This window comes from Arthrobacter sp. B10-11, assembly GCF_033142195.1.
Classification (GTDB): Bacteria; Actinomycetota; Actinomycetes; order Actinomycetales; family Micrococcaceae; genus Arthrobacter; species Arthrobacter oryzae_C.
In genome coordinates, this window is sequence record NZ_JAWMTH010000004.1 from 334,362 (window position 1) to 352,591 (window position 18,230).

Annotated in this window: 18 protein-coding genes and 1 pseudogene; 10 read left to right on the forward strand and 9 right to left on the reverse strand. The window is 62.4% G+C overall.

Annotation, left to right across the window (positions count from 1 at the left end; genetic code table 11):
• Positions 1-59: 59 nt before the first annotated feature.
• From RW112_RS14630 to RW112_RS14640, 3 genes are read right to left on the reverse strand one after another with little or no spacing between them, the layout of a single operon-like run.
• Entirely contained in the window at positions 60-380 is a 321-nt protein-coding gene (locus RW112_RS14630) for a DMT family transporter (RefSeq protein WP_317782474.1), read from the reverse strand.
• Positions 377-733 (reverse strand): DMT family transporter, encoded by a 357-nt coding sequence (locus RW112_RS14635; protein ID WP_317782475.1) that lies wholly within the window; start codon positions 731-733, stop codon positions 377-379. Before RW112_RS14635 ends, RW112_RS14630 begins: the two co-directional genes overlap by 4 nt.
• A gap of 30 nt (positions 734-763) precedes the next feature.
• Positions 764-1,402: an isochorismatase family protein gene (locus RW112_RS14640; RefSeq protein ID WP_317782476.1), complete on the reverse strand. Its 639-nt coding sequence runs from the start codon at positions 1,400-1,402 to the stop codon at positions 764-766.
• Positions 1,403-1,536: 134 nt separating this feature from the next.
• On the opposite strand from RW112_RS14640, the gene RW112_RS14645 reads away from it, so the two are divergent.
• From RW112_RS14645 to RW112_RS14660, 5 genes and pseudogenes are all read left to right on the forward strand, one after another.
• Positions 1,537-2,487 carry a GlxA family transcriptional regulator gene (locus tag RW112_RS14645; RefSeq protein WP_317782477.1) on the forward strand — a complete coding sequence of 317 codons (951 nt, stop codon included), beginning with the start codon at positions 1,537-1,539 and terminating at the stop codon, positions 2,485-2,487.
• Between the two features lie 123 nt (positions 2,488-2,610).
• Positions 2,611-2,763: pseudogene (locus RW112_RS14650) on the forward strand (IS110 family transposase); the annotation flags it as partial.
• 86 nt (positions 2,764-2,849) lie between these two features.
• The gene (locus RW112_RS14655) at positions 2,850-3,350 is read left to right on the forward strand and encodes a hypothetical protein (protein WP_317782478.1); all 501 of its coding nucleotides are present in this window, start codon (positions 2,850-2,852) and stop codon (positions 3,348-3,350) included.
• Positions 3,319-3,420 (forward strand): hypothetical protein, encoded by a 102-nt coding sequence (locus RW112_RS20890; protein WP_411709919.1) that lies wholly within the window; start codon positions 3,319-3,321, stop codon positions 3,418-3,420. The genes RW112_RS14655 and RW112_RS20890 overlap by 32 nt, the downstream gene beginning before the upstream one ends.
• 38 nt (positions 3,421-3,458) lie before the next feature.
• Positions 3,459-3,842 (forward strand): hypothetical protein, encoded by a 384-nt coding sequence (locus RW112_RS14660; RefSeq protein WP_317782479.1) that lies wholly within the window; start codon positions 3,459-3,461, stop codon positions 3,840-3,842.
• A 114-nt stretch (positions 3,843-3,956) separates the two neighbouring features.
• On the opposite strand, the gene katG is transcribed toward RW112_RS14660, so the two are convergent.
• The 3 genes from katG to RW112_RS14675 all read right to left on the reverse strand — a co-directional run bounded on the left by katG (position 3,957) and on the right by RW112_RS14675 (position 7,880).
• A complete protein-coding gene (gene katG, locus RW112_RS14665; RefSeq protein WP_317782480.1) occupies positions 3,957-6,251 on the reverse strand; it encodes a catalase/peroxidase HPI in 2,295 nt (764 codons plus the stop codon).
• A gap of 166 nt (positions 6,252-6,417) precedes the next feature.
• Complete coding sequence (locus RW112_RS14670) at positions 6,418-6,741, reverse strand: antibiotic biosynthesis monooxygenase (protein WP_317782481.1); 324 nt, start codon at positions 6,739-6,741, stop codon at positions 6,418-6,420.
• A gap of 71 nt (positions 6,742-6,812) precedes the next feature.
• Positions 6,813-7,880: an LLM class flavin-dependent oxidoreductase gene (locus RW112_RS14675; protein WP_317782482.1), complete on the reverse strand. Its 1,068-nt coding sequence runs from the start codon at positions 7,878-7,880 to the stop codon at positions 6,813-6,815.
• Between the two features lie 161 nt (positions 7,881-8,041).
• Between RW112_RS14675 and RW112_RS14680 the strand changes: the two genes are divergently transcribed.
• From RW112_RS14680 to RW112_RS14690, 3 genes are all read left to right on the forward strand, one after another.
• Positions 8,042-9,790: an ABC transporter ATP-binding protein gene (locus tag RW112_RS14680; protein ID WP_317782483.1), complete on the forward strand. Its 1,749-nt coding sequence runs from the start codon at positions 8,042-8,044 to the stop codon at positions 9,788-9,790.
• Positions 9,787-11,784: an ABC transporter ATP-binding protein gene (locus RW112_RS14685; protein ID WP_317782484.1), complete on the forward strand. Its 1,998-nt coding sequence runs from the start codon at positions 9,787-9,789 to the stop codon at positions 11,782-11,784. The genes RW112_RS14680 and RW112_RS14685 overlap by 4 nt, the downstream gene beginning before the upstream one ends.
• Positions 11,785-11,951: 167 nt before the next feature.
• Positions 11,952-12,836 carry a hypothetical protein gene (locus tag RW112_RS14690; RefSeq protein ID WP_317782485.1) on the forward strand — a complete coding sequence of 295 codons (885 nt, stop codon included), beginning with the start codon at positions 11,952-11,954 and terminating at the stop codon, positions 12,834-12,836.
• Between the two features lie 459 nt (positions 12,837-13,295).
• Here the strand turns inward: RW112_RS14690 and RW112_RS14695 are convergent, their stop codons facing one another.
• The 3 genes from RW112_RS14695 to RW112_RS14705 all read right to left on the reverse strand — a co-directional run bounded on the left by RW112_RS14695 (position 13,296) and on the right by RW112_RS14705 (position 17,602).
• On the reverse strand, positions 13,296-15,566 hold the full coding sequence (locus tag RW112_RS14695; RefSeq protein ID WP_317782486.1) for a S8 family peptidase: 2,271 nt from the start codon (positions 15,564-15,566) through the stop codon (positions 13,296-13,298).
• A gap of 314 nt (positions 15,567-15,880) precedes the next feature.
• On the reverse strand, positions 15,881-16,870 hold the full coding sequence (locus tag RW112_RS14700; protein ID WP_317782487.1) for an ATP-binding protein: 990 nt from the start codon (positions 16,868-16,870) through the stop codon (positions 15,881-15,883).
• Positions 16,871-17,218: 348 nt separating this feature from the next.
• Positions 17,219-17,602, reverse strand: a complete 384-nt coding sequence (locus RW112_RS14705) for a hypothetical protein (protein WP_411709920.1) — start codon at positions 17,600-17,602, stop codon at positions 17,219-17,221.
• A 1-nt stretch (position 17,603) separates the two neighbouring features.
• Between RW112_RS14705 and RW112_RS14710 the strand changes: the two genes are divergently transcribed.
• Positions 17,604-17,783 (forward strand): hypothetical protein, encoded by a 180-nt coding sequence (locus RW112_RS14710; protein WP_411709913.1) that lies wholly within the window; start codon positions 17,604-17,606, stop codon positions 17,781-17,783.
• Positions 17,784-17,903: 120 nt separating this feature from the next.
• Positions 17,904-18,209, forward strand: a complete 306-nt coding sequence (locus RW112_RS14715) for a hypothetical protein (RefSeq protein ID WP_317782488.1) — start codon at positions 17,904-17,906, stop codon at positions 18,207-18,209.
• Positions 18,210-18,230 lie beyond the last annotated feature (21 nt).

Genomic DNA, 18,230 nt, shown 5'->3' on the forward strand with positions numbered 1-18,230 from the left:
CGCGGCACAAAGGTGCACCGAAACTTCAGCCTAGCTGGAACCTCCGCTGCACTTCCTGCCTAGTGGACGGCGCCAAGCTCGATGAGTAGGACGCCGCCGATGATGAGGCCGAGCCCCAGCATCATGACAGGGGTGATGGGCTCCTTGAAGAAGACGCGGCTTCCCAGGGCGGTCAGTGCGACGCCGGCGGCGGCCCAGATGCCGTAGGCAACCCCCAGGCTCATTCCCTGGTCCAGGGTTAGCGTGAGGAGCGTGAACGCCAGGACGTACCCGACGCCGACCGGTATGAACCAGAGGCGCTTGCCGGTGGACGCGACACGCAGGAACAAGGTGGCGGTCACCTCGGTGAGGATGGCCCCTGCCAGCAGAAGCCACATCATGAGCTGGCCATCTCCTTTGCCGGCTCTCCGGCCGGCGTTTTGTGCGATCCCAGTTCAACGCAGAGGACCCCGCCGATCACCATGGCCACCCCGACCAGCATGACAGGGGTCAGTGCTTCGCCGAAGATGAGGGCCGCGAGCAGCACCGTGAGGGTTACGCCCAGTGCAGCCCAGATGCCGTAGGCGACCCCCAGACCAAGGCCTTTGCGGAGTACCCCTGCGAGAAAACCGAAAGAAGCGGTGTAGCCGAGGACAACAACAATGAAGAAGGCAGGATGATCCAGGGCAGCCTTCAAGGCAAGGGACGCCGTCACCTCACTGAGGATCGCGCTGGCCAGAAGAATCCACTTCATTCAATGATTCCTTGAGAGTTGTTGGGCTGGTTATGCCTGGGGGAGCAGCTTGGAACCGGCCACCGCGGAGCTGCCGAGGTCACTCCTTGTCAGGGCCTGTCGGCTGTCCAGCGCCCTGGTCCATGCAGCAGTATCCGCCACCGCTGCCCAGTTCGAGTTCAGCAACGCCAGGAGTGTCGTGTGGACCGTCTTTGCGTCAGCGAAACCTGCGTCGTTGGCGAGGTTGATGGCGCCGGTGGCATCTGAGAGTACCTCGGTGGTGAAGCCAAGGAACTCTGCCTCCACGGCTGAGGCGAGCACGCAGTTGTTGGTCATGTAGCCCACCAGGGTGACCGTGTCGACGTCGTGCTGGCGCAACCAGGCGGCGAGGTCCGTGCCGGCGTACACGGACCCGTAGTCCTTGACGATGGAATGCCAGCTGCCGGTCTTGCGGCGTTCAATCTCAGGGTGCAGCTCGAATTCGGGCGTGCCGGGCGCAAAGACGGGTGCACCTTCGCCAGCGGAGTGCTGGATCGCGACGATCGGAATGCCCGCTGCGGTGGCGGCGTCGACTGCCTTCGAAATCATGGGCAGCGACTTCTGGTGCGGCGGGTACTGGATCTCGAGCGGGCCGCCGAAGTACTGCTGCTGCACGTCGATGAGGATAAGGGCGCGGCGGGGGCTGGTCATGTTCTTGGTTCTCCCTGGGGGTTTTCTGGGCTGCCTTCTGGCAACCGTTTCAGTCTTCCTGCTGCCGACGAGTGCCAACAGTGGCACGAAGGCACATATACGATGGAATCGGGCCAATCAGGAAGAGGTGCAGCATGAGGATCGCCGTCTACGCCTTCGATCGGGCGACCATGTTTCACCTAGCTGTCCCACAGATGGTTTTTGACGAGGTTGCCCGCCAGGGCATTGCCGGGTGGGAGACGATTCTCTTTTCTGACCGGGCCGGCGGGATAACAACCGCTGAGGGGTATCGGCTGGGGGAGGTGAAAGGACCCGAAGCCGCCGAAGAGGCAGACGTTGTGGTGGTGCCCTCATGGTTCGACGACGGGCGAGCCCCCAGCGATTCATTGCGGCGGGTGCTGCAGGGAGCGCACGGGACGGGTGTGGCCATCCTGGGGCTGTGTCTTGGTGCCATCCCGGTAGCGGACGCAGGATTGCTGTCCGGACGCCGGGCCGTCACGCACTGGCAGGCGTTCGATTCCCTGGCTGAGCGGCACCCCGACGTCACCCTTGACCAGTCCGTTCTCTATGTCGATCACGGTGACGTCCTGACCTCGGCCGGCACCGCCTCCGCGCTCGACGCCTGCCTGCATCTGGTGCGTGCCCGGCTGGGAGCAGAAGCAGCAAACCACGTGGCACGCAGCCTCGTCATTGCCCCGCACCGTGAGGGCGGACAGGCGCAATACATTGAGCACCCCATGCCACCGCGCTCCACCGATGACCCGATCTCAAGGTTGCTCGAGTGGGCCCTGGGGCACCTGGCCCAACCCCTCACTATTGACTATCTCGCCGCACGGACACACCTGAGCCGCCGCACTTTCGTCCGGGCCTTCCGGGCAGCAACGGGCACTACACCGGCAGCGTGGATTCGTGCCCGCCGGCTCGACGCAGCACGGCGCCTGCTCGAGACCACAGACCTGTCGATAGACCAGATCTCGGCCGACTGCGGATTCGGCAACGCCGTCACCCTCCGCCAGAACTTCGCGGCCGCCTTTTCCACGACACCAACGGAATATCGTCGCCGTTTTGACGTCCGCGGCTCATGAAGGAAAGCGTGCGACGTTCCAACGGTAGATCGTCGTGCTGCTCGGTAGGTAAGGCGCTACTCCGGTACGTCCAGTGCGACGGCGGGCGGCGGCAACAGACTCTGCGCCGCAGCACGATACTGCCCCCAAGGCCGGACCTACTACCAACGCAAACGCAGCGAAGGAAAAAACCACAAACAAGCCGTCTTGTCCCTCGCCAGACGCCGCCTCGACGTCCTCTGGGCCATGCTCCGCGACGGGACTCCGTATCAACAGCCCATGATCCAAGTCATCTAACCCACGAGCAGGAACCCGACTCCAACGCGCTCTGCAATGGGAAAGCCCTAGGCTATAGGGGGCCTAGTACAGCAGGGGGTAAAGACTTGGGCAGCGTAAAAGCGGTGGATGCTCACTACGAGACGCATTTTGGCGGAGAGCCAGAATATTGGAAGTTCGACAACAGGCCCGGCACGATTGGCGTGCTCGAGTGGCCGAAAGGAACATCCCGACACCGAGTTCACCTGTATGCGACGCTTGGACTTCACGCGCTGGTGCCAGCTCCCTTGAACCACGAGCACGGGTTTGAACTCTATACGCGTGTCTCTGCTGGGAGTGAGACCTTCAGGGCTGCTTTCGGCATGATGGCCAATGATTTGATCACAGACGGGCTTTTCTTGGAGCATGGCCATCTGGTGACTCCAAGCAATGGCCATATCGTTGAGGGTTTGCCCTTCAGGTCTTGGCTGATGCTCGAAAGAATTGACGACTTCATGCCGAAGCTGCACCTCGACAACGGGCACCACGTAAGTCTTCATGGACGCCACACCAGTCTTCGCCGAAGAGGCACAGCGCGTGAAGGAACACGGCTTGGACGGGCTCTTTGATCTTTGGGATGAGGACCCGCCCATCCTTTCCGATCTGAATCGCACCCTCCCTGGCCCCCTAAATGTGTGATGGGGTCGTATGGCGAAACAACCTGGCAGGCTAAGTCCATGAAGCTTCAGCCCACGCCTGCACAAGCCATGGCCCTATTGGCCTCCGGGCTATTAGAAGTCGACGACTTCCCTGACGTTGCTGCTCAATGGCTGGCATACGGCATGGATTCGGAGAGCCTTCGTATGCTTGCTGGCGCCGACCAAGAGGATCGTGCCGACATCCGCGACTTGTGGACGGCAGCCCTAGAGGAACTGGATATTCAGCCCATTCCAGTCGAAAACCGGTGGCCGCTGATCTGGGCATATGAACTAGCGACGTGGAAAGCTGGCGAGCGAACCAAGGAGCAGGGTGAGCGGTGCCGGGCTGATGTTGAAGGATTCGTTGAAGCCGCACGAAAGGATATCCAGGCAGGCATCAGGGGACGGGGATCAGCTTCATAAGGAATCGGCGACTCATGAAGTGTCGCGTTATTGGCGCGGCGGGCCCGCGTTCCGGACTGCTCCGGGCCGGCCGCGTCTGCAGCCGGCCCGGAGCCATCAATCAGTAACCCGAGCTCAGGACAGGTCGAAGCGGTCCAGCTCCATGACCTTCACCCAGGCGGCCACGAAGTCGTTGACGAACTTCTCCCGGCCGTCATCGCTGGCGTAGACCTCGGCCAGTGCCCGGAGCTGGGAGTTGGAGCCGAAGACCAGGTCCACGGGCGTGGCGGTCCACTTCAGCTCGCCGGTGGTGACATCGCTGATCTCGTAGACGTTCTCCTCGCCTTCCGATGCCTTCCACTTGGTGCCCGGCGAGAGCAGGTTAACGAAGAAGTCGGTCGTCAGGACCTGCGGCCGGTCGGTGAGGACGCCGTGCTTGGAACCGCCGATGTTGGTGCCGAGGGCGCGCATGCCGCCGACGAGGACTGTCATCTCCGGCCCGGAGAGGTCCAGCAGGTACGCCTTGTCCAGCAGGAGGGTCTCCGGCTGGAGCTTCTCGCCGGGGCGTACATAGTTGCGGAACCCGTCCGCCCGCGGCTTCAGGTACTGGAAGGATTCGACGTCGGTCTGGTCCTGGGCGGCGTCGGCCCGTCCCGGACGGAACGGCACGGTGACGGCGAAACCGGCGTCGCTCGCGGCCTTCTCCACTGCCGCGCAGCCGCCGAGGACGATCAGGTCCGCCAGCGAGACCTTCTTTCCATTTGCCTGGGCGGAGTTGAACTGCTGCTGCACCCTCTCAAGTGCCTGCACCGCCGTCGAAAGCTGCTCGCTTTCGTTGATTTCCCAGCTGCGCTGGGGCTCCAGCCGGATGCGCGCACCGTTGGCGCCGCCGCGCTTGTCGGTCTTGCGGAAGGTGGACGCCGATGCCCACGCCGTGCCGGCGAGCTGCGAGACGGTCAGGCCCGAGTCCAGCAGCTGCGCCTTGAGCGAGGCGATGTTCTGCTCGTCGATCAGCTGGTGGTCTACCGCCGGGACAGGGTCCTGCCAGAGCTGGGCCTCCGGGACCCACGGTCCGAGCATGTGCGGACCGACGGGACCCATGTCGCGGTGCAGCAGTTTGTACCAGGCCTTCGCGAACGCGAGCTGGAACTCGTCCGGTTTCTCCAGGAAGCGCCGCCCTATTTCGCCGTAGATCGGGTCGAAGCGCAGCGACAGGTCTGTTGTCAGCATGGTGGGGCGGTGCTTTTTCTCCGGGTCGTGCGCGTCCGGGATGATCTCGGGGGCATCCTTGGCAACCCACTGGTGCGCGCCTGCCGGGCTCTTGACCAGCTCCCACTCGTATTCGAACAGGATCTCCAGGAAGCGGTTGCTCCACTGTGTGGGCCGGTCCGTCCACGTGACCTCAAGGCCGGAGGTGATCGTGTCGCCGCCCTTGCCGCTGCCGTACGTGCTGATCCAACCGAGGCCCTGTTCCTCCAGGTTTGCGCCCTCCGGCTCGGGGCCGACGTGCGCGTCGGCGTCGCCGGCGCCGTGGGTCTTGCCGAACGTGTGGCCGCCCGCGATTAGCGCGAACGTTTCTTCGTCGTTCATGGCCATGCGCTTGAAGGTCTCGCGGATGAACGCTGCCGCGAGTTTGGGATCCGGGTTGCCCATCGGCCCCTCGGGGTTGACGTAGATCAGGCCCATTTCCGTGGAGCCGACCTCCTCCGCCATGTGTCCTTCGCCGATGTAGCGCTCATCACCGAGCCAGGTGTCCTCCGGCCCCCAGAAAATCTCCTCGGGCTCCCACACGTCCTCGCGGCCGAAGGCGAAGCCAAAGGTCTTGAAGCCCATGGATTCGAGCGCGACGTTGCCGGCGAGGACCAGCAGGTCGGCCCAGGACAGCTTTTGGCCGTACTTCTGCTTGACCGGCCACAGCAGCCGACGGGCCTTGTCCAGGTTGGCGTTGTCCGGCCAGCTGTTCAGCGGGGCGAACCGCTGGCTGCCGTCCCCGGCGCCGCCGCGGCCGTCGTGGACGCGGTAGGTGCCGGCCGCATGCCAGCTCAACCGGATCATCAGACCGCCATAATGGCCGAAGTCCGCGGGCCACCAGTCCTGGGAAGTGGTCAGGACCTGGGTGATGTCCTGCTTGAGGGCCTCGACGTCGAGCTTCTGGAACTCCTCGCGGTAGCTGAACGTGGGACCGAGCGGGTTGCCCGCCTGGTTGTGGGCGTGGAGCACGGAGAGGTCCAGCTGGTTGGGCCACCAGTCTGCGACGGTCCGCGGCCGGTGACCCTTGGGCTGGGGCGAATCAATGGCCGGGTTTTCGCTCTCGCTGCCGTGCGAGGTCACGCTGCCATGGTCCACCGGGCATCCACCCTCAACCTTGCGGTCCAGGCCTTGGGCACTTCCGGGTGTGGGGACCGGGGGATGGTCCTGGTGATCGGTCATGTGCTTCCTTCCATATGGCCGAGGCCGTGGTCGGACTCGGGCGGCCGGTTCAACCTTCCCATTTGATCACGGGGACGGCCATGAGAGGAGGGGGATAGGAGTCTTCTCCTGCACCATTAGTCAGGCCTGCCCTGGTGGCGGGAACCGAAGCAGCCGCTAGGCACTGTCACATGTCGGGGGAGCTGCCCGGACGAGGGACCGAGGCGACCAGGTTGTAGTGCTCGACGACGGGAAACGGCTCATAGAACCGGTGCAGGAGGGCGCGCCACTCCTGGTACTCAGGGGATTCCCGGAAACCAACAGTGTGGTCCTTCAGCGAGTCCCACTCCACGAGCAGAAGGTACGTGTTGGGGGACTCGATGGACCGCGAAAGCGACAACGTGAGGAACCCAGGCATGGAGGCGATGATGGGGCGGGCGCGGGCGAACGCCGTTTCGAATGCGTCTTCCTGGCCAGGAATCACAGGCAGCAGGGCGTGTTCAGTGATCATCCCGCAAGTCTTCCAAACTTCCGGCCCGGGGAATTCCAGTCAGCCTCCACCCGCTGCCTGCCCGACCCCAATTACGTCGCACTGACTTTCGGGGCCTCCCCGGCCTCAGCCGGAGTCCATCCCAGGGCGGGGCCCAGTTTGCCTGCGATGTCGGTGAGGATCTGGACGTAGTCCTCGTGGTCAAAGCTGAAGGGCAGGGCGAATGCCACCTCGTCGACTTCCTGGAATCCTGCGTGGGCGTAGAGCTGCTCGGCAAGTTCCTCGCTGGTGCCGATGAGGTCCGGCGCGAACAACATGCCTTTCGGCCCCTGCGGCGCCCGGGTGCGGGGAGTGCGTTCATCCACGTAGCGTTGGTACTTCTCCCGCTGACCCGGCGACGCCGAATCGGTGGGGATCACCACCAGGCCCTGCGACACCCTGGCCGGCCCGTGCGCTTCTGACGCAGCGGCGGCCTCACGGTAGGCGCGGATCTGCGATTGCTGAACGAGGGCAAAGTCCGGTTCCTGGCCGGTTTCGGGGAAGACAACACTGCTGGAGAGCAGATTGAAGCCGTTTGCTCCGGCCCAAACGGCCGACTTTTTGCTTCCCGCCCCATACCAAAGCCGGTCCCGCAGCCCGGGCGAGTGCGGCTCGACGCGGTTGGAGAACTCCTCGGTCACTCCTTGCCTGCCGGAAAAGTCGCGCACCTTTTCCCCGGCGACCAGCCGGGCAAACCGCTCCACGCGGGCGTAGCTGAAGTCCTCCAGCTCGGCCGAATCCGGATTCAGCTCATGTTTCACGGTGTCGTAGTGCATGGGTTCCCCCACGCTCAGCCCGGGATGGATGCGTCCCCCGGCGAGCAGATCCACAGTGGCCAGGTCCTCGGCGAGACGCAGCGGGTTTTCCCAGCCGAGCGGGGTGACGGCGGTGCCAAGGTGGATCCGGGACGTGCGCTGGCTGGCGGCGGCCATGACTGCCACAGGGGAAGAAATTCCGAACTGCAGATGGCGGTGCCGCAGCCAGGCGCTGTCGAATCCAAGCCGCTCGCCAAGTTCGATGATCTGCAACGTGGATTGGTGGCCCGGCGCGGGATCCGCCGGATCAAACAGGCCGATGGTGAGGAATCCAAGCTGGCGTAAGGGGCGGGTGGGCTCCGGCATGGGCTTCCTTCAGCGTCGGGGTGCGGCTGCTTCCCAGAGTATGCCAGTACGCCCTCCGTGAACCGGCCGAATTTCTCCCCTAACAGCCCGCTGAACTCCCAGCCTGCGGACGTAAACTGACCTTCGCATCACGTTCCGTGAGCCCTGGACCAGGAGCCGCCATGCTCTGGAAACTGCTTGTTGAATACCTGCGGCCGCAGCGGCGGCTGCTGATCGCCGTCGTGATCTTCCAGCTGGCGCAGTCCATCGCGTCCCTGTACCTGCCAACGCTGAACGCGGACATCATCGACGAGGGCGTGGCCAAGGGGGACACCGGCGTCATTCTCAGCCTGGGCAGCCTCATGCTGGGGATCACCCTGCTGCAGATCGCCTGCGCGGTGGTGGCCGTGTACTTCGGGGCGAAGGCGGCCATGGCGCTGGGCCGGGACCTGCGCGGGGCCATCTTCACCCGGGTGGGGGAGTTCTCCGAGCAGGAGGTCACCCGGTTCGGGGCGCCCAGCCTGATCACGCGCTCCACCAACGACGTCCAGCAGGTCCAGCAACTGGTGCTGATGTCCGCCACGATGATGGTGGCCGCGCCCATGCTGGCCATCGGCGGCGTGATCATGGCCGTCCGGCAGGATGCGCAGCTGTCCTGGCTGATCGCCGTCAGCGTCCCGGTGCTGATGCTCGCCGTCGCCCTGATCATCACCCGGATGGTGCCGCTGTTCCGCAAGATGCAGGTGCGGATCGACACCGTGAACCGGGTGCTCCGCGAGCAGCTCACCGGCATCCGGGTGGTGCGGGCGTTCGTGCGCGAGGACATCGAAACCGCCCGGTTCGCCCAGGCCAACGAGGACGTCACGGACACCGCGCTCCGGGCCGGCCGGCTCATGGCGCTCGCCTTCCCCGTGGTGATGCTGGTGCTGAACGTCTCCAGCGTGGCGGTGATCTGGTTCGGCTCGTTCCGGATCGAGGACGGCTCCATGCAGGTGGGCACGCTGATCGCCTTCCTCAGCTACCTGCTGCAGATCCTGATGTCCGTCATGATGGCCACGTTCATGGCCGTGATGATCCCGCGTGCCGCGGTCTCGGCGGACCGGATCGGCGAGGTGCTGACCACGGAGTCCAGCGTGCGGCCGCCGGAGCATCCGGTCACCGCCGGCACCGGCCGGGGCGGGCTGGGCAGCGGCGAGCTGGAAATGCACGACGTCGGATTCGCCTACCCGGGTGCCGAGCAGCCGGTCCTGTCCGGCATCAGTTTCACCGCCCGGTCCGGGCAGACAACGGCGATCATCGGCAGCACCGGCTCCGGCAAGACCACCCTGGTGAACCTGCTGCCGCGGCTTTTCGACGCGACGTCCGGTTCGGTGAAGTTCGACGGCGTGGACGTCCGCGAGCTGCAGCCGGACCAGCTGTGGGGGCACATCGGCCTGGTGCCGCAGCGGCCGTACCTGTTCTCCGGCACCGTGCGCAGCAACCTGCTCTACGGCAAGCCGGACGCCACCGAGGATGAGCTGTGGCGGGCGCTCGCCACGGCCCAGGCGCAGGAATTTGTTCGGGAGATGGAGGGCGGGCTGGATGCGCCCATTTCACAGGGCGGCACCAACGTCTCCGGCGGGCAGCGGCAGCGGATCGCGATCGCCCGGGCGCTGGTGAAACGGCCCGAGCTCTACATCTTCGACGACTCGTTCTCGTCGCTGGACACCGCCACCGACGCCCGGCTGCGGCAGGCGCTCAAGCACGACACCTCCGGCGCCACTCTGGTGATCATCGCCCAGCGGGTGTCCAGCATCGCGGACGCGGACCAGATCCTGGTGCTCGACGACGGCAGGATCGTAGGGCACGGCACGCACCATGAGCTGCTGGAGACGTCGGAGACGTACCGCGAGATTGTGTCCTCGCAGCTGGCAGCGGAGGAGGCGGTATGAGCACCCCCAGCAGGCCGGCAGCCGGGGCACCCGGCGGGACTGCCGCCGTCGAACGCATCCCCAGGCCGCGCGGCGGTCCGGGACACGGCGGACCGTTCGCGGGGATGAACATCCCGGCGGAGAAGGCGATGAACTTCTGGCCGTCCGCCAAACGGCTGCTGGGCACACTGCGGCCGGAGCGGCTGTGGCTGGTGCTGGTGATCGCGCTGAGCGTGGCCGGGGTGGCGATGTCCGTGATCGGGCCGCGGCTGCTGGGCGAGGGCACCAACATCATCTTCGCCGGCGTGGTGTCCAAGGAGCTGCCGGCCGGGATGACCAAGGCGCAGCTGATCGCGCAGCTGCGGGCCGCGGGGGAGAACCAGAAGGCGGACATGCTCAGTCCCATGGCGCTTACGCCGGGGACGGGGATCGACTTCATGGCGCTGGCCAACGTGCTGCTGTGGGCGCTGGTGCTGTATGTGCTGGCGTCGGCGTTCATGTGGATCCAGGCGTACATCCTCAACGGGGTGGTGCAGCGGACCGTGTTCAGGCTGCGCGAGCGGATCGAGGCGAAGATCAACCGGCTGCCGCTGCGGTATTTCGATTCGATCCAGCGCGGTGAGCTGCTCAGCCGGGTGACGAACGACGTCGACAATATTTCCCAGAGCCTGCAGCAGTCCATCAGCCAGGCGGTGATGTCGCTGCTGACCGTGCTGGGTGTGCTGCTGATGATGTTCCTGCTTTCGCCCACGCTGGCGCTGATTGCGCTGGTGACCGTTCCGCTGACGCTGGTGACGACGGCGCTGATCGCCAAGCGCTCGCAGAAGCTGTTCGTGGCGCAGTGGAAGCACACGGGTGAGCTGAACGGGCAGATCGAGGAGACCTACACCGGGCATGCGCTGGTGAAGGTGTTCGGCCGGCAGCAGGAGGTGGGGGAGCGGTTCCGGCAGAAGAACGCGGAGCTGTATGAGGCGAGCTTCGGCGCGCAGTTCATTTCCGGGCTGATCATGCCGGCCATGACGTTCATCGGGAACCTGGTGTACGTGGGAATCGCCGTGGTGGGCGGCCTGCAGGTGGCGTCCGGGGCGATGCAGCTGGGCGATGTGCAGGCGTTCATCCAGTACTCGCGGCAGTTCACCCAGCCCCTGGCGCAGCTGGGGTCCATGGCCAACCTGCTGCAGTCCGGGGTGGCGTCGGCCGAGCGGGTGTTCTCGCTCTTGGATGAAGACGAGGAGTCGCCGGAGGCTGCCGGTTCCGTTCCGGCCGGCGGGCGGGGGCGGCTCGTGTTCGAGAACGTCTCGTTCTCCTACTCGCCGGACAAGCCGCTGATTTCGGATCTTTCGTTGGTGGCGGAGCCGGGGCAGACGGTGGCGATCGTGGGTCCCACCGGGGCCGGGAAGACGACGCTGGTGAACCTGATGATGCGGTTCTACGAGATTAATGCGGGGCGGATAACGCTCGACGGCGTGGACGTCACCTCGGTTTCGCGGCGCGAGCTGCGCTCGCGGATGGGGATGGTGCTGCAGGATACGTGGCTGTTCGGCGGGACGATTCGGGACAACATTGCGTACGGCCGGCCTGACGCTACCGAGGTGGAGATCCTCGAGGCCGCGAAGGCGACGTACGTGGACCGGTTCGTGCACTCGCTGCCGGAGGGCTATGACACCGTGCTGGAGGACGAGGGTGGGAACGTGTCCGCTGGCGAGAAGCAGCTGCTGACGATTGCCCGGGCTTTTTTGGCGAGGCCGTCGGTGCTGATTCTGGACGAGGCGACTTCTTCAGTGGATACGCGGACCGAGGTGCTGGTGCAGAAGGCGATGAGCGCTTTGCGGAGCGACCGGACGTCGTTTGTGATTGCGCACCGCCTGTCCACGATCCGCGACGCCGACCTCATCCTGGTAATGGAGGCCGGCCAGATCGTGGAGCAGGGGACGCACGCTTCGCTGCTGGCTGCGGGTGGGGCTTACGCGCGGCTGTACGAGGCGCAGTTCGCGGCTCCTGTGGCGGAGGTTTAAGGGCATCGCAGACACTGCGCAAGCCGACTGCCATGCATAACTCGAGGACTACGATTCAGCCAGAGCTGGATTTACTCCTAGATGCTGTAACCGGGGCCAAAGAGCGGCGAAGCTTTCGCCACTGCATGTGACGTGAGCATGCTTGCGGTGGCTGCAACAATTAGCGAATGACAACCTCTGATTTCTACTCGGACCGCGCAAACGGTCCGATTCCGCGGACGCATGACGTGCTTCCGAAAGCGACCGCCGAAGGCCTGTTCAGCCTATTCAGGTCAAAGGCACAGGCGCATTGGCTCGCTCAACACTTTCCGGAACACTGCGTCGATGGCAACGCAATCAGCGGCACTGATCAAAGTGCGCTGTGGAGCAATGTGCGAGCTGTGATACCTGAACTCAAGGAAGACTCTCTCTTTGGGGTTAGAGAACAGCAGTCTGACGACGTTTTGTTTGACTTAATGGAATATGCGGCGGCCAGAATTGCGAAGCCCGTCCAAGGCCGATGGCATGAATACATGAAGCACTTCGAGTTGGACTTTGCTGAAGCCCTCGGCAAAAGGGAATTCCGCCAGGAGGTCAACCAAATCCTTCAGCGCGGAGGGACCATGTACGAGCTGGGCCCAGGGGGGCGCATTGTTCGGATCGGAACCACTGAGGTCCAGCAGATTATCCAACAAATGGTGCCCGCAAGCGGCGATGCCACGCTGGACGGGCTTCTGCAGTTGGCAAAGGGCCTCTACATCTCCCGGAAGGATGACGACCGGGTTTTGGCACTGGATAAGCTGTGGGATGCCTTCGAACGACTAAAGACGATAGACGTCTCAGGAAACAAGAAACAGAGCTCAAATGTGCTCCTAGATAATATCACCAGTGCCGAGTTCCGCGAGGTTGCCCGAGCCGAAATGGTTGCACTTACGGCTTTGGGAAACCAATTCATGATTCGTCATCACGAGACTGACAAGCATCCAGTTCCTGAGGTAGCACAGGACTACCTTTTCGCTCGAATGGGTTCGCTAATCGTCTTTCTCCTTAAGGTGAGCAATCGCCTGAGCTGAGTGGACCTGTACGGCACAGCAATCCGGGATAAGGGAGCACGGTTAGACGACTGAAGAGAATTACCGCTGAGCAGCTCCACAACATGACCCGCATGAAGGTCTGGTTCATCACCGGCGTGGGGCGGGCATCGCAGCGGCAGCCCTTGCCGCTGGTCACGCTGCCGCCACCCACGTTGGTGCCCTCTTGCTCCGGCGCGATGTCACAACTTCCGTCATGTTGTAAAGCTGCGGACGCACGCTAGCTGATGACTGCCGAGTGGGGCCTACTTGGCTCTGCATGCCGCCCAGTTCGCGGCTCCTGTGGCGGAGGTTAGGCGCGGCGACGACAAGGTGGTTCTCGTCCGATTCTCCAGTTGAGGTGGACCACGAGTCAGGAGCGGCTCACTTGCGAGCAGACGTGCGGAAGCGGAATTTCCTCACGTGCTTATGCTGTCGCTAATCCACTCTGCGCCGTTGACTTCACGCTTCAATTTCAATTGTCGAAACGATCTGCTGATACACCGGAGTCCAAATGTCGGTATCAACACCCGGCGTTTCAATGCTGACCAAGAGCGCATACGGAACCCCAGGATCGCTTCTATTGAGTCGCTTGTTGTGTTTCCACCATCCCGACACTGGATAGACGGCAAGTACGCCCCGACTGGCTAGATCGGCTGCAGTTCCGGTCCAGATGTCCGTATGAAGGGAGCCAGCCGACTGTTGCTGGTTGCTTCCGAAAAACCACTGTGGAGAATCGCTAGTTGAAGAAAGTATCTTCTCGTCGTTGGCTCTCGCTCGCTTGTTAATTCGCTTGCGAAATTCATCCGTGGACTCCGATGCGCGCTTCACCGCAAACCTCAAACCGTGGGAAGGATACTGGTAGCGTCCGGTCCATCCTCGATTGGACGGATTGGGTTCAATGAAGTAAGACAGGGTAACCCGCATCTTGACCTCAGTGTCGCCGAGCCCCTCAAGAACCTCGTTCGGCCACGGCAGGTCGTGTAGGTTCATCTCCCGTACCCTGCCCTCTGCCCCCTTACCATCTTCGTGCTCGAAAGGTCGGATAGTTGACTGTGCCACCAAAGTTAGTGAGTCTGCCGCACTATTTGTGGCCCGGACGAGGTCAGGGACACCCATTCCGTAGCGGCGCAGTAGCTTTGCCCTGCTTTCTCGGAGGTTCTCGGCTTCCAGGTTCGCCAGCATTGGCCCAGTCCACTGAGCCGAATGGACAACTAGTGCCCGGACCGTCTCGGGCCAGAAGTTCGGATATCGTGCCATGATATTTGCGGCGATCGAAGCTACTTGTGCAGTGGCTGCGCTCGTATCGCGAGTGGTCGTAAAGGCGCCCTGTCCGGGATGGTGACGTCGAGTCGTGAGCAGGGCCAGATTGTCTGGTGTGTCGAGGCTGGTTTGTTCCGGGGACAATGCGTAATTTCCACCCTCAGCTACTACATCAGGCTTGACCGGCCATTTCTTCGAGTCGAATACCACTGACGTCCTACTCGACGGCGAAAGTTCGCCCCGAGGGGCAACGGGTGTGTAGCCCGTGAAAGCAGGGTGCGTCCCAGACATATCATCCATATTCGTGAATGCACCTACAGTGATGCTGTTCCAAGCCTGGGCCGGATCTTCGACCGGTTCCACATCGCTTCGCGAAAGGTGGTCATCGGCTGGTTCGAGGTTACGGATATTTCCTGCGGATACAACAAATAGGCGCCTCGGAGCCCGAATGTCGGGGTCTAAATACGTAAATTTTGGATCTGTATCGTCGATGGATCTGCCAGCTGCCATAGCGTCGATTGCCGCGGACCACGACGTGGGCTTGCCTGGGTCTTGGTTCTTGGCGTTAGTTGCCGATGTAATGCGCCGGGCTGTGGTGGCTATAGAAAAAACACGACGGCGGTCTGGTGCCTGGATTTCGGGACGGTCCACAGCTCTAGCCGTCACGGCACCATAAAGATCCTTGTCGTGTGCGCTTGCGGACGTAGGGTCCGGAAGGAACTTCACCGATTCGAGTTTATGGTTGAGCACAACGGGAAGGGTACTGACAAGCATTTCACCGAGATCGCCAAAGAGTGCAAGTCCAGCCATCTCTGTCCCGTGCCCCGTCCGATCATCCGGTGACCAGGCGGCATCAATAGCATGTGCGTCATCTGTGTGAAGGGAACCGGCGAACAATGGATGATTGACCTGAACGCCGGTGTCGATAATGCAGGCCGCCGGGGCATTGTCAGGTGCCAGACTTATGCGCTCTAGCAGATCATTTACCCACTCGGATTGTTCAGCGGCGGAATCCAGGGAGATCATTGAGGCCACATCGTGCGGTCGTCTCAACTCCGCGAGATCGTCCAGAGAATTTAATGCAGTTCCGAGTTCGGCTGCACTTGCTTGGACAAGTGCTACTGTTCGATCCCCGAATCCGAGATGGTGCTTTCCCATTCGGATCCCGTTAGATTCTGCATAGGCTGTTAGTCGCTCTAACTCCCTACCATCTCGTTTCCGTAGCCAGACTTCCCACCATGTCCTGCCTGGTCCGTCCGGAAAATCCTCAGGATCGTCAGTCCATAACTCTCGAATTGTCGCTCTTCGAACGGATTGGATGGAGTCCAGTAGGGCAGAGTGTTTTGTCTTCGGCTGCTCAGACGTTTCAAGGTAAGCATCAAGCCGTGAGAGGAAATACTTCTTCTCGCCATCTGGAATGAATACCGTAGCCCATTCCACTATCCCGTCACTTGTGTCTTCGTGCGCCACTGCTACAAGTTCGGGGTGAGGTCTTGAGCCTCTGGGATCCAAGCTCTCGAGTGCCAGTTCCAAACCAGGGAAGGAGCCGAAAGTCAAATACGTACCTTCATGCTGCTCGTCGCTTGTGTTCGGCCCGGAGGGGGTTGCGGATGCCTCCTCGATTGAAGCTCTTAAGGCAGCGCCATGCTCCTGCCTGTCGCCATCGAACGGACGCCGCGGCGTACTTCCCCCTGCCCCGCTCAGTGTGAAAGGTTCCGGCAACGGCCCGCTGGGCACCAGTATGTGAGTCTTGTTCCGTTGTGCCATCTGTGAAGTTGTATCCCCTACTTGCGAAGTTGTCCCCGTTGAGCACGGTCGCGGAGCGCCGTAACAATGTCCTGTGTTGTCAGTTGTTCGCTATTGGACAGGATCGCCTTCCTCGCTGCAGCTTCCGCAGCTGTTGCGATTTCTGCATGGCTAAGACCCTGGCTAGCTTCGCCTATCTTTACCCAAGACAACCGGGCCAACCGCATTGAGGTCAGGCGATTTCGTATCACTGACTTGGCAATAGCGGCGTCAGGAAGTGGATACGTAATGACGGCATCGAATCTTCGAAAAAGTGCTGCATCGAGAAGTTGCGGATGGTTGGTGGCAGCGACGAGGAGGCTCTCGGAGTTGTCGTTTTCAAGGAATTGCAAAAATGAGTTCAATACGCGTCGGATTTCTCCGACATCATTGGACGCCGCACGCTCGCCTGCAAGAGCATCGACCTCATCAAAGAGGTATACCCCCCGAGTCTCACCAAGAGCGTCGAAGATGAGTCTCAATTTGGCTGCTGTCTCACCCAAGAATTTAGTGATCAATCCGTCCAGGCGGATAGTGAATAGCGGGATGCCGAGTTCGCCCGCAAGGGCCTGTGCCGACAATGTTTTGCCCGTTCCCGGAGGACCCACTAGAAGGATTCTGTGAGACGGTTTGAAACCAAACTGACCTAGTCGCTCACGTTGACGTTGCTCGATCAACAGATGCTCGAGCCTTTGCTGAACATCGTCAACTAAACAAAGATCCCTCAGACGTGCTTCAGGGTAGGAGACGCTCAACAGGGACGCAAGGTCTCCACGTGGTTGAGATACAGGTATGACCGAGGCAAGCCTTGAGGTCTGGCTCTGATGTGAACGTAGCGAATCAACGAGGTCGCGGAGGTCCTGGGCAAATTTTTCCTGCCCTGATCTGGCCGCTTTGGCTGCTACCTGCATAGCGACGGAATAGAAACGAGAGTCGTCACCTTCGCCGTGGCTTTTGACGAGGGCTTTGACCTGATCAGCAGTAGCCATCAGCGACACCTCCCGTTAGATCTAGAAAGGACTCTTAGAGGTCCCGATCGTTTCATCGTATCTCTGTCGCCGCCCTGTGACTTACGGCTCCAAGCCTTTTGCTCAAATCAAACAAGTCAGTGGCGCGTCTTTGCGAGGCTATATAGAAAGGAGCGACGCTGTGCCGGCTCTTATTTGAGGGGAAGTCACTTGGTGAGGTGGCGGCGGTGATAAGGGCTCGAGGGACGGTTGAGAGTGCCTCCGCGAAGACCTCGTTCGCTGTCGAGTATGTAAGGAGTATTTCGACCTCCATGGCTGGCCGATGGCTTTGGAACAGAGAGTCCGTGACTTGGGGAACTGGATGCGAGGCTAAGCCTCCGGCACCCGCAGCACCCCAACCGCCGCGTCCAGATACGGCACCGGATCCGGATCCGGTCCCGCGGCCCACTGCATCCAGGCCTCGAATGTCGCGCCCATGAACGCGGCGCACAAATACCCAGCAACATCCTCAACAACCCCAGCCGAAACCAGATACGCCCGCGCCCGCTCCCGCTGCGGTGCCAGGGATTCGTAGCTCCGGCTTGCCAATTCGGGGTGCTCGGCGATCAGCCGCAGCCGGCCCCGCGTGACCGCGAGGTCCGGCAGGCCAGCAACCCCTGCGACAGCCGCCTCCCGCAGTCCCGCCAGCACGTCGCCGTCGGACGCGCCGTCAGCCTTCAACGCCGTGGCCCCCGGCCCCACCATCACCAACATCGTGGCCAACTGGGGATCCCAGCTCGCGGCCGAACGCCTCGGCCCGCTGATGCAGGCCACCGTCCCCACACCCGCCACCGCAGCGCAGCTCGCCGCCTCCATCACCTTCCTGCTCAGCGACGACGGCACCAACGTCAACGGCGCCATCCTTGCGTCCGACGGCGCCTGGTCGGCGCTGTAAGGGACCGGATATACACGTTAGGGCAACGCAGCAACGGTTCAAGGCCGCCCTCCGGCCCTACCGGGATGACGCTGGAAGGCCTATCTTTGACCTGACACAGCCCGAGGGAAAGGAACGACGATGTTCACCTTGCAGATCAGCTATCCAGTCCGGGACTACGAGGCTTTCAAGAAAGTATTCGACACCGATCCTGCAGGCCGCGCTGCCTCCGGCGCCAGGTCTGTCCGCCTGTTCCGGGATACAGAGGACCAGAACAGCGTGGCCGTGCTCCTTGACTTCGACACCAAGGATGCTGCGAACGGCTTTCTGGAACGGCTCCGCAGCGAGGTGTGGGACAAACCGGAGGTGATAGGGCAGCTGATGACGGCAGCGCCCACAGCCGGGATTCTGGAGGAGGTGGCCCGCGAGGGCCAGGGCGCGGGCTGACCGCTGAGAATCCGGTGCTCC

Coding starts and splice junctions, on each gene's coding strand:
- RW112_RS14700 (WP_317782487.1), bottom strand. CDS start 16,870: ATGGCTACTGCTGATCAGGTCAAAGCCCTCGTCAAAAGCCACGGCGAA.
- RW112_RS14685 (WP_317782484.1), top strand. CDS start 9,787: ATGAGCACCCCCAGCAGGCCGGCAGCCGGGGCACCCGGCGGGACTGCC.
- RW112_RS14670 (WP_317782481.1), bottom strand. CDS start 6,741: ATGATCACTGAACACGCCCTGCTGCCTGTGATTCCTGGCCAGGAAGAC.
- RW112_RS14675 (WP_317782482.1), bottom strand. CDS start 7,880: ATGCCGGAGCCCACCCGCCCCTTACGCCAGCTTGGATTCCTCACCATC.
- RW112_RS14660 (WP_317782479.1), top strand. CDS start 3,459: ATGAAGCTTCAGCCCACGCCTGCACAAGCCATGGCCCTATTGGCCTCC.
- RW112_RS14640 (WP_317782476.1), bottom strand. CDS start 1,402: ATGACCAGCCCCCGCCGCGCCCTTATCCTCATCGACGTGCAGCAGCAG.
- RW112_RS14630 (WP_317782474.1), bottom strand. CDS start 380: ATGATGTGGCTTCTGCTGGCAGGGGCCATCCTCACCGAGGTGACCGCC.
- RW112_RS14635 (WP_317782475.1), bottom strand. CDS start 733: ATGAAGTGGATTCTTCTGGCCAGCGCGATCCTCAGTGAGGTGACGGCG.
- RW112_RS14705 (WP_411709920.1), bottom strand. CDS start 17,602: ATGTTGGTGATGGTGGGGCCGGGGGCCACGGCGTTGAAGGCTGACGGC.
- RW112_RS14690 (WP_317782485.1), top strand. CDS start 11,952: ATGACAACCTCTGATTTCTACTCGGACCGCGCAAACGGTCCGATTCCG.
- RW112_RS14645 (WP_317782477.1), top strand. CDS start 1,537: ATGAGGATCGCCGTCTACGCCTTCGATCGGGCGACCATGTTTCACCTA.
- RW112_RS14680 (WP_317782483.1), top strand. CDS start 8,042: ATGCTCTGGAAACTGCTTGTTGAATACCTGCGGCCGCAGCGGCGGCTG.
- RW112_RS14715 (WP_317782488.1), top strand. CDS start 17,904: ATGTTCACCTTGCAGATCAGCTATCCAGTCCGGGACTACGAGGCTTTC.
- katG (WP_317782480.1), bottom strand. CDS start 6,251: ATGACCGATCACCAGGACCATCCCCCGGTCCCCACACCCGGAAGTGCC.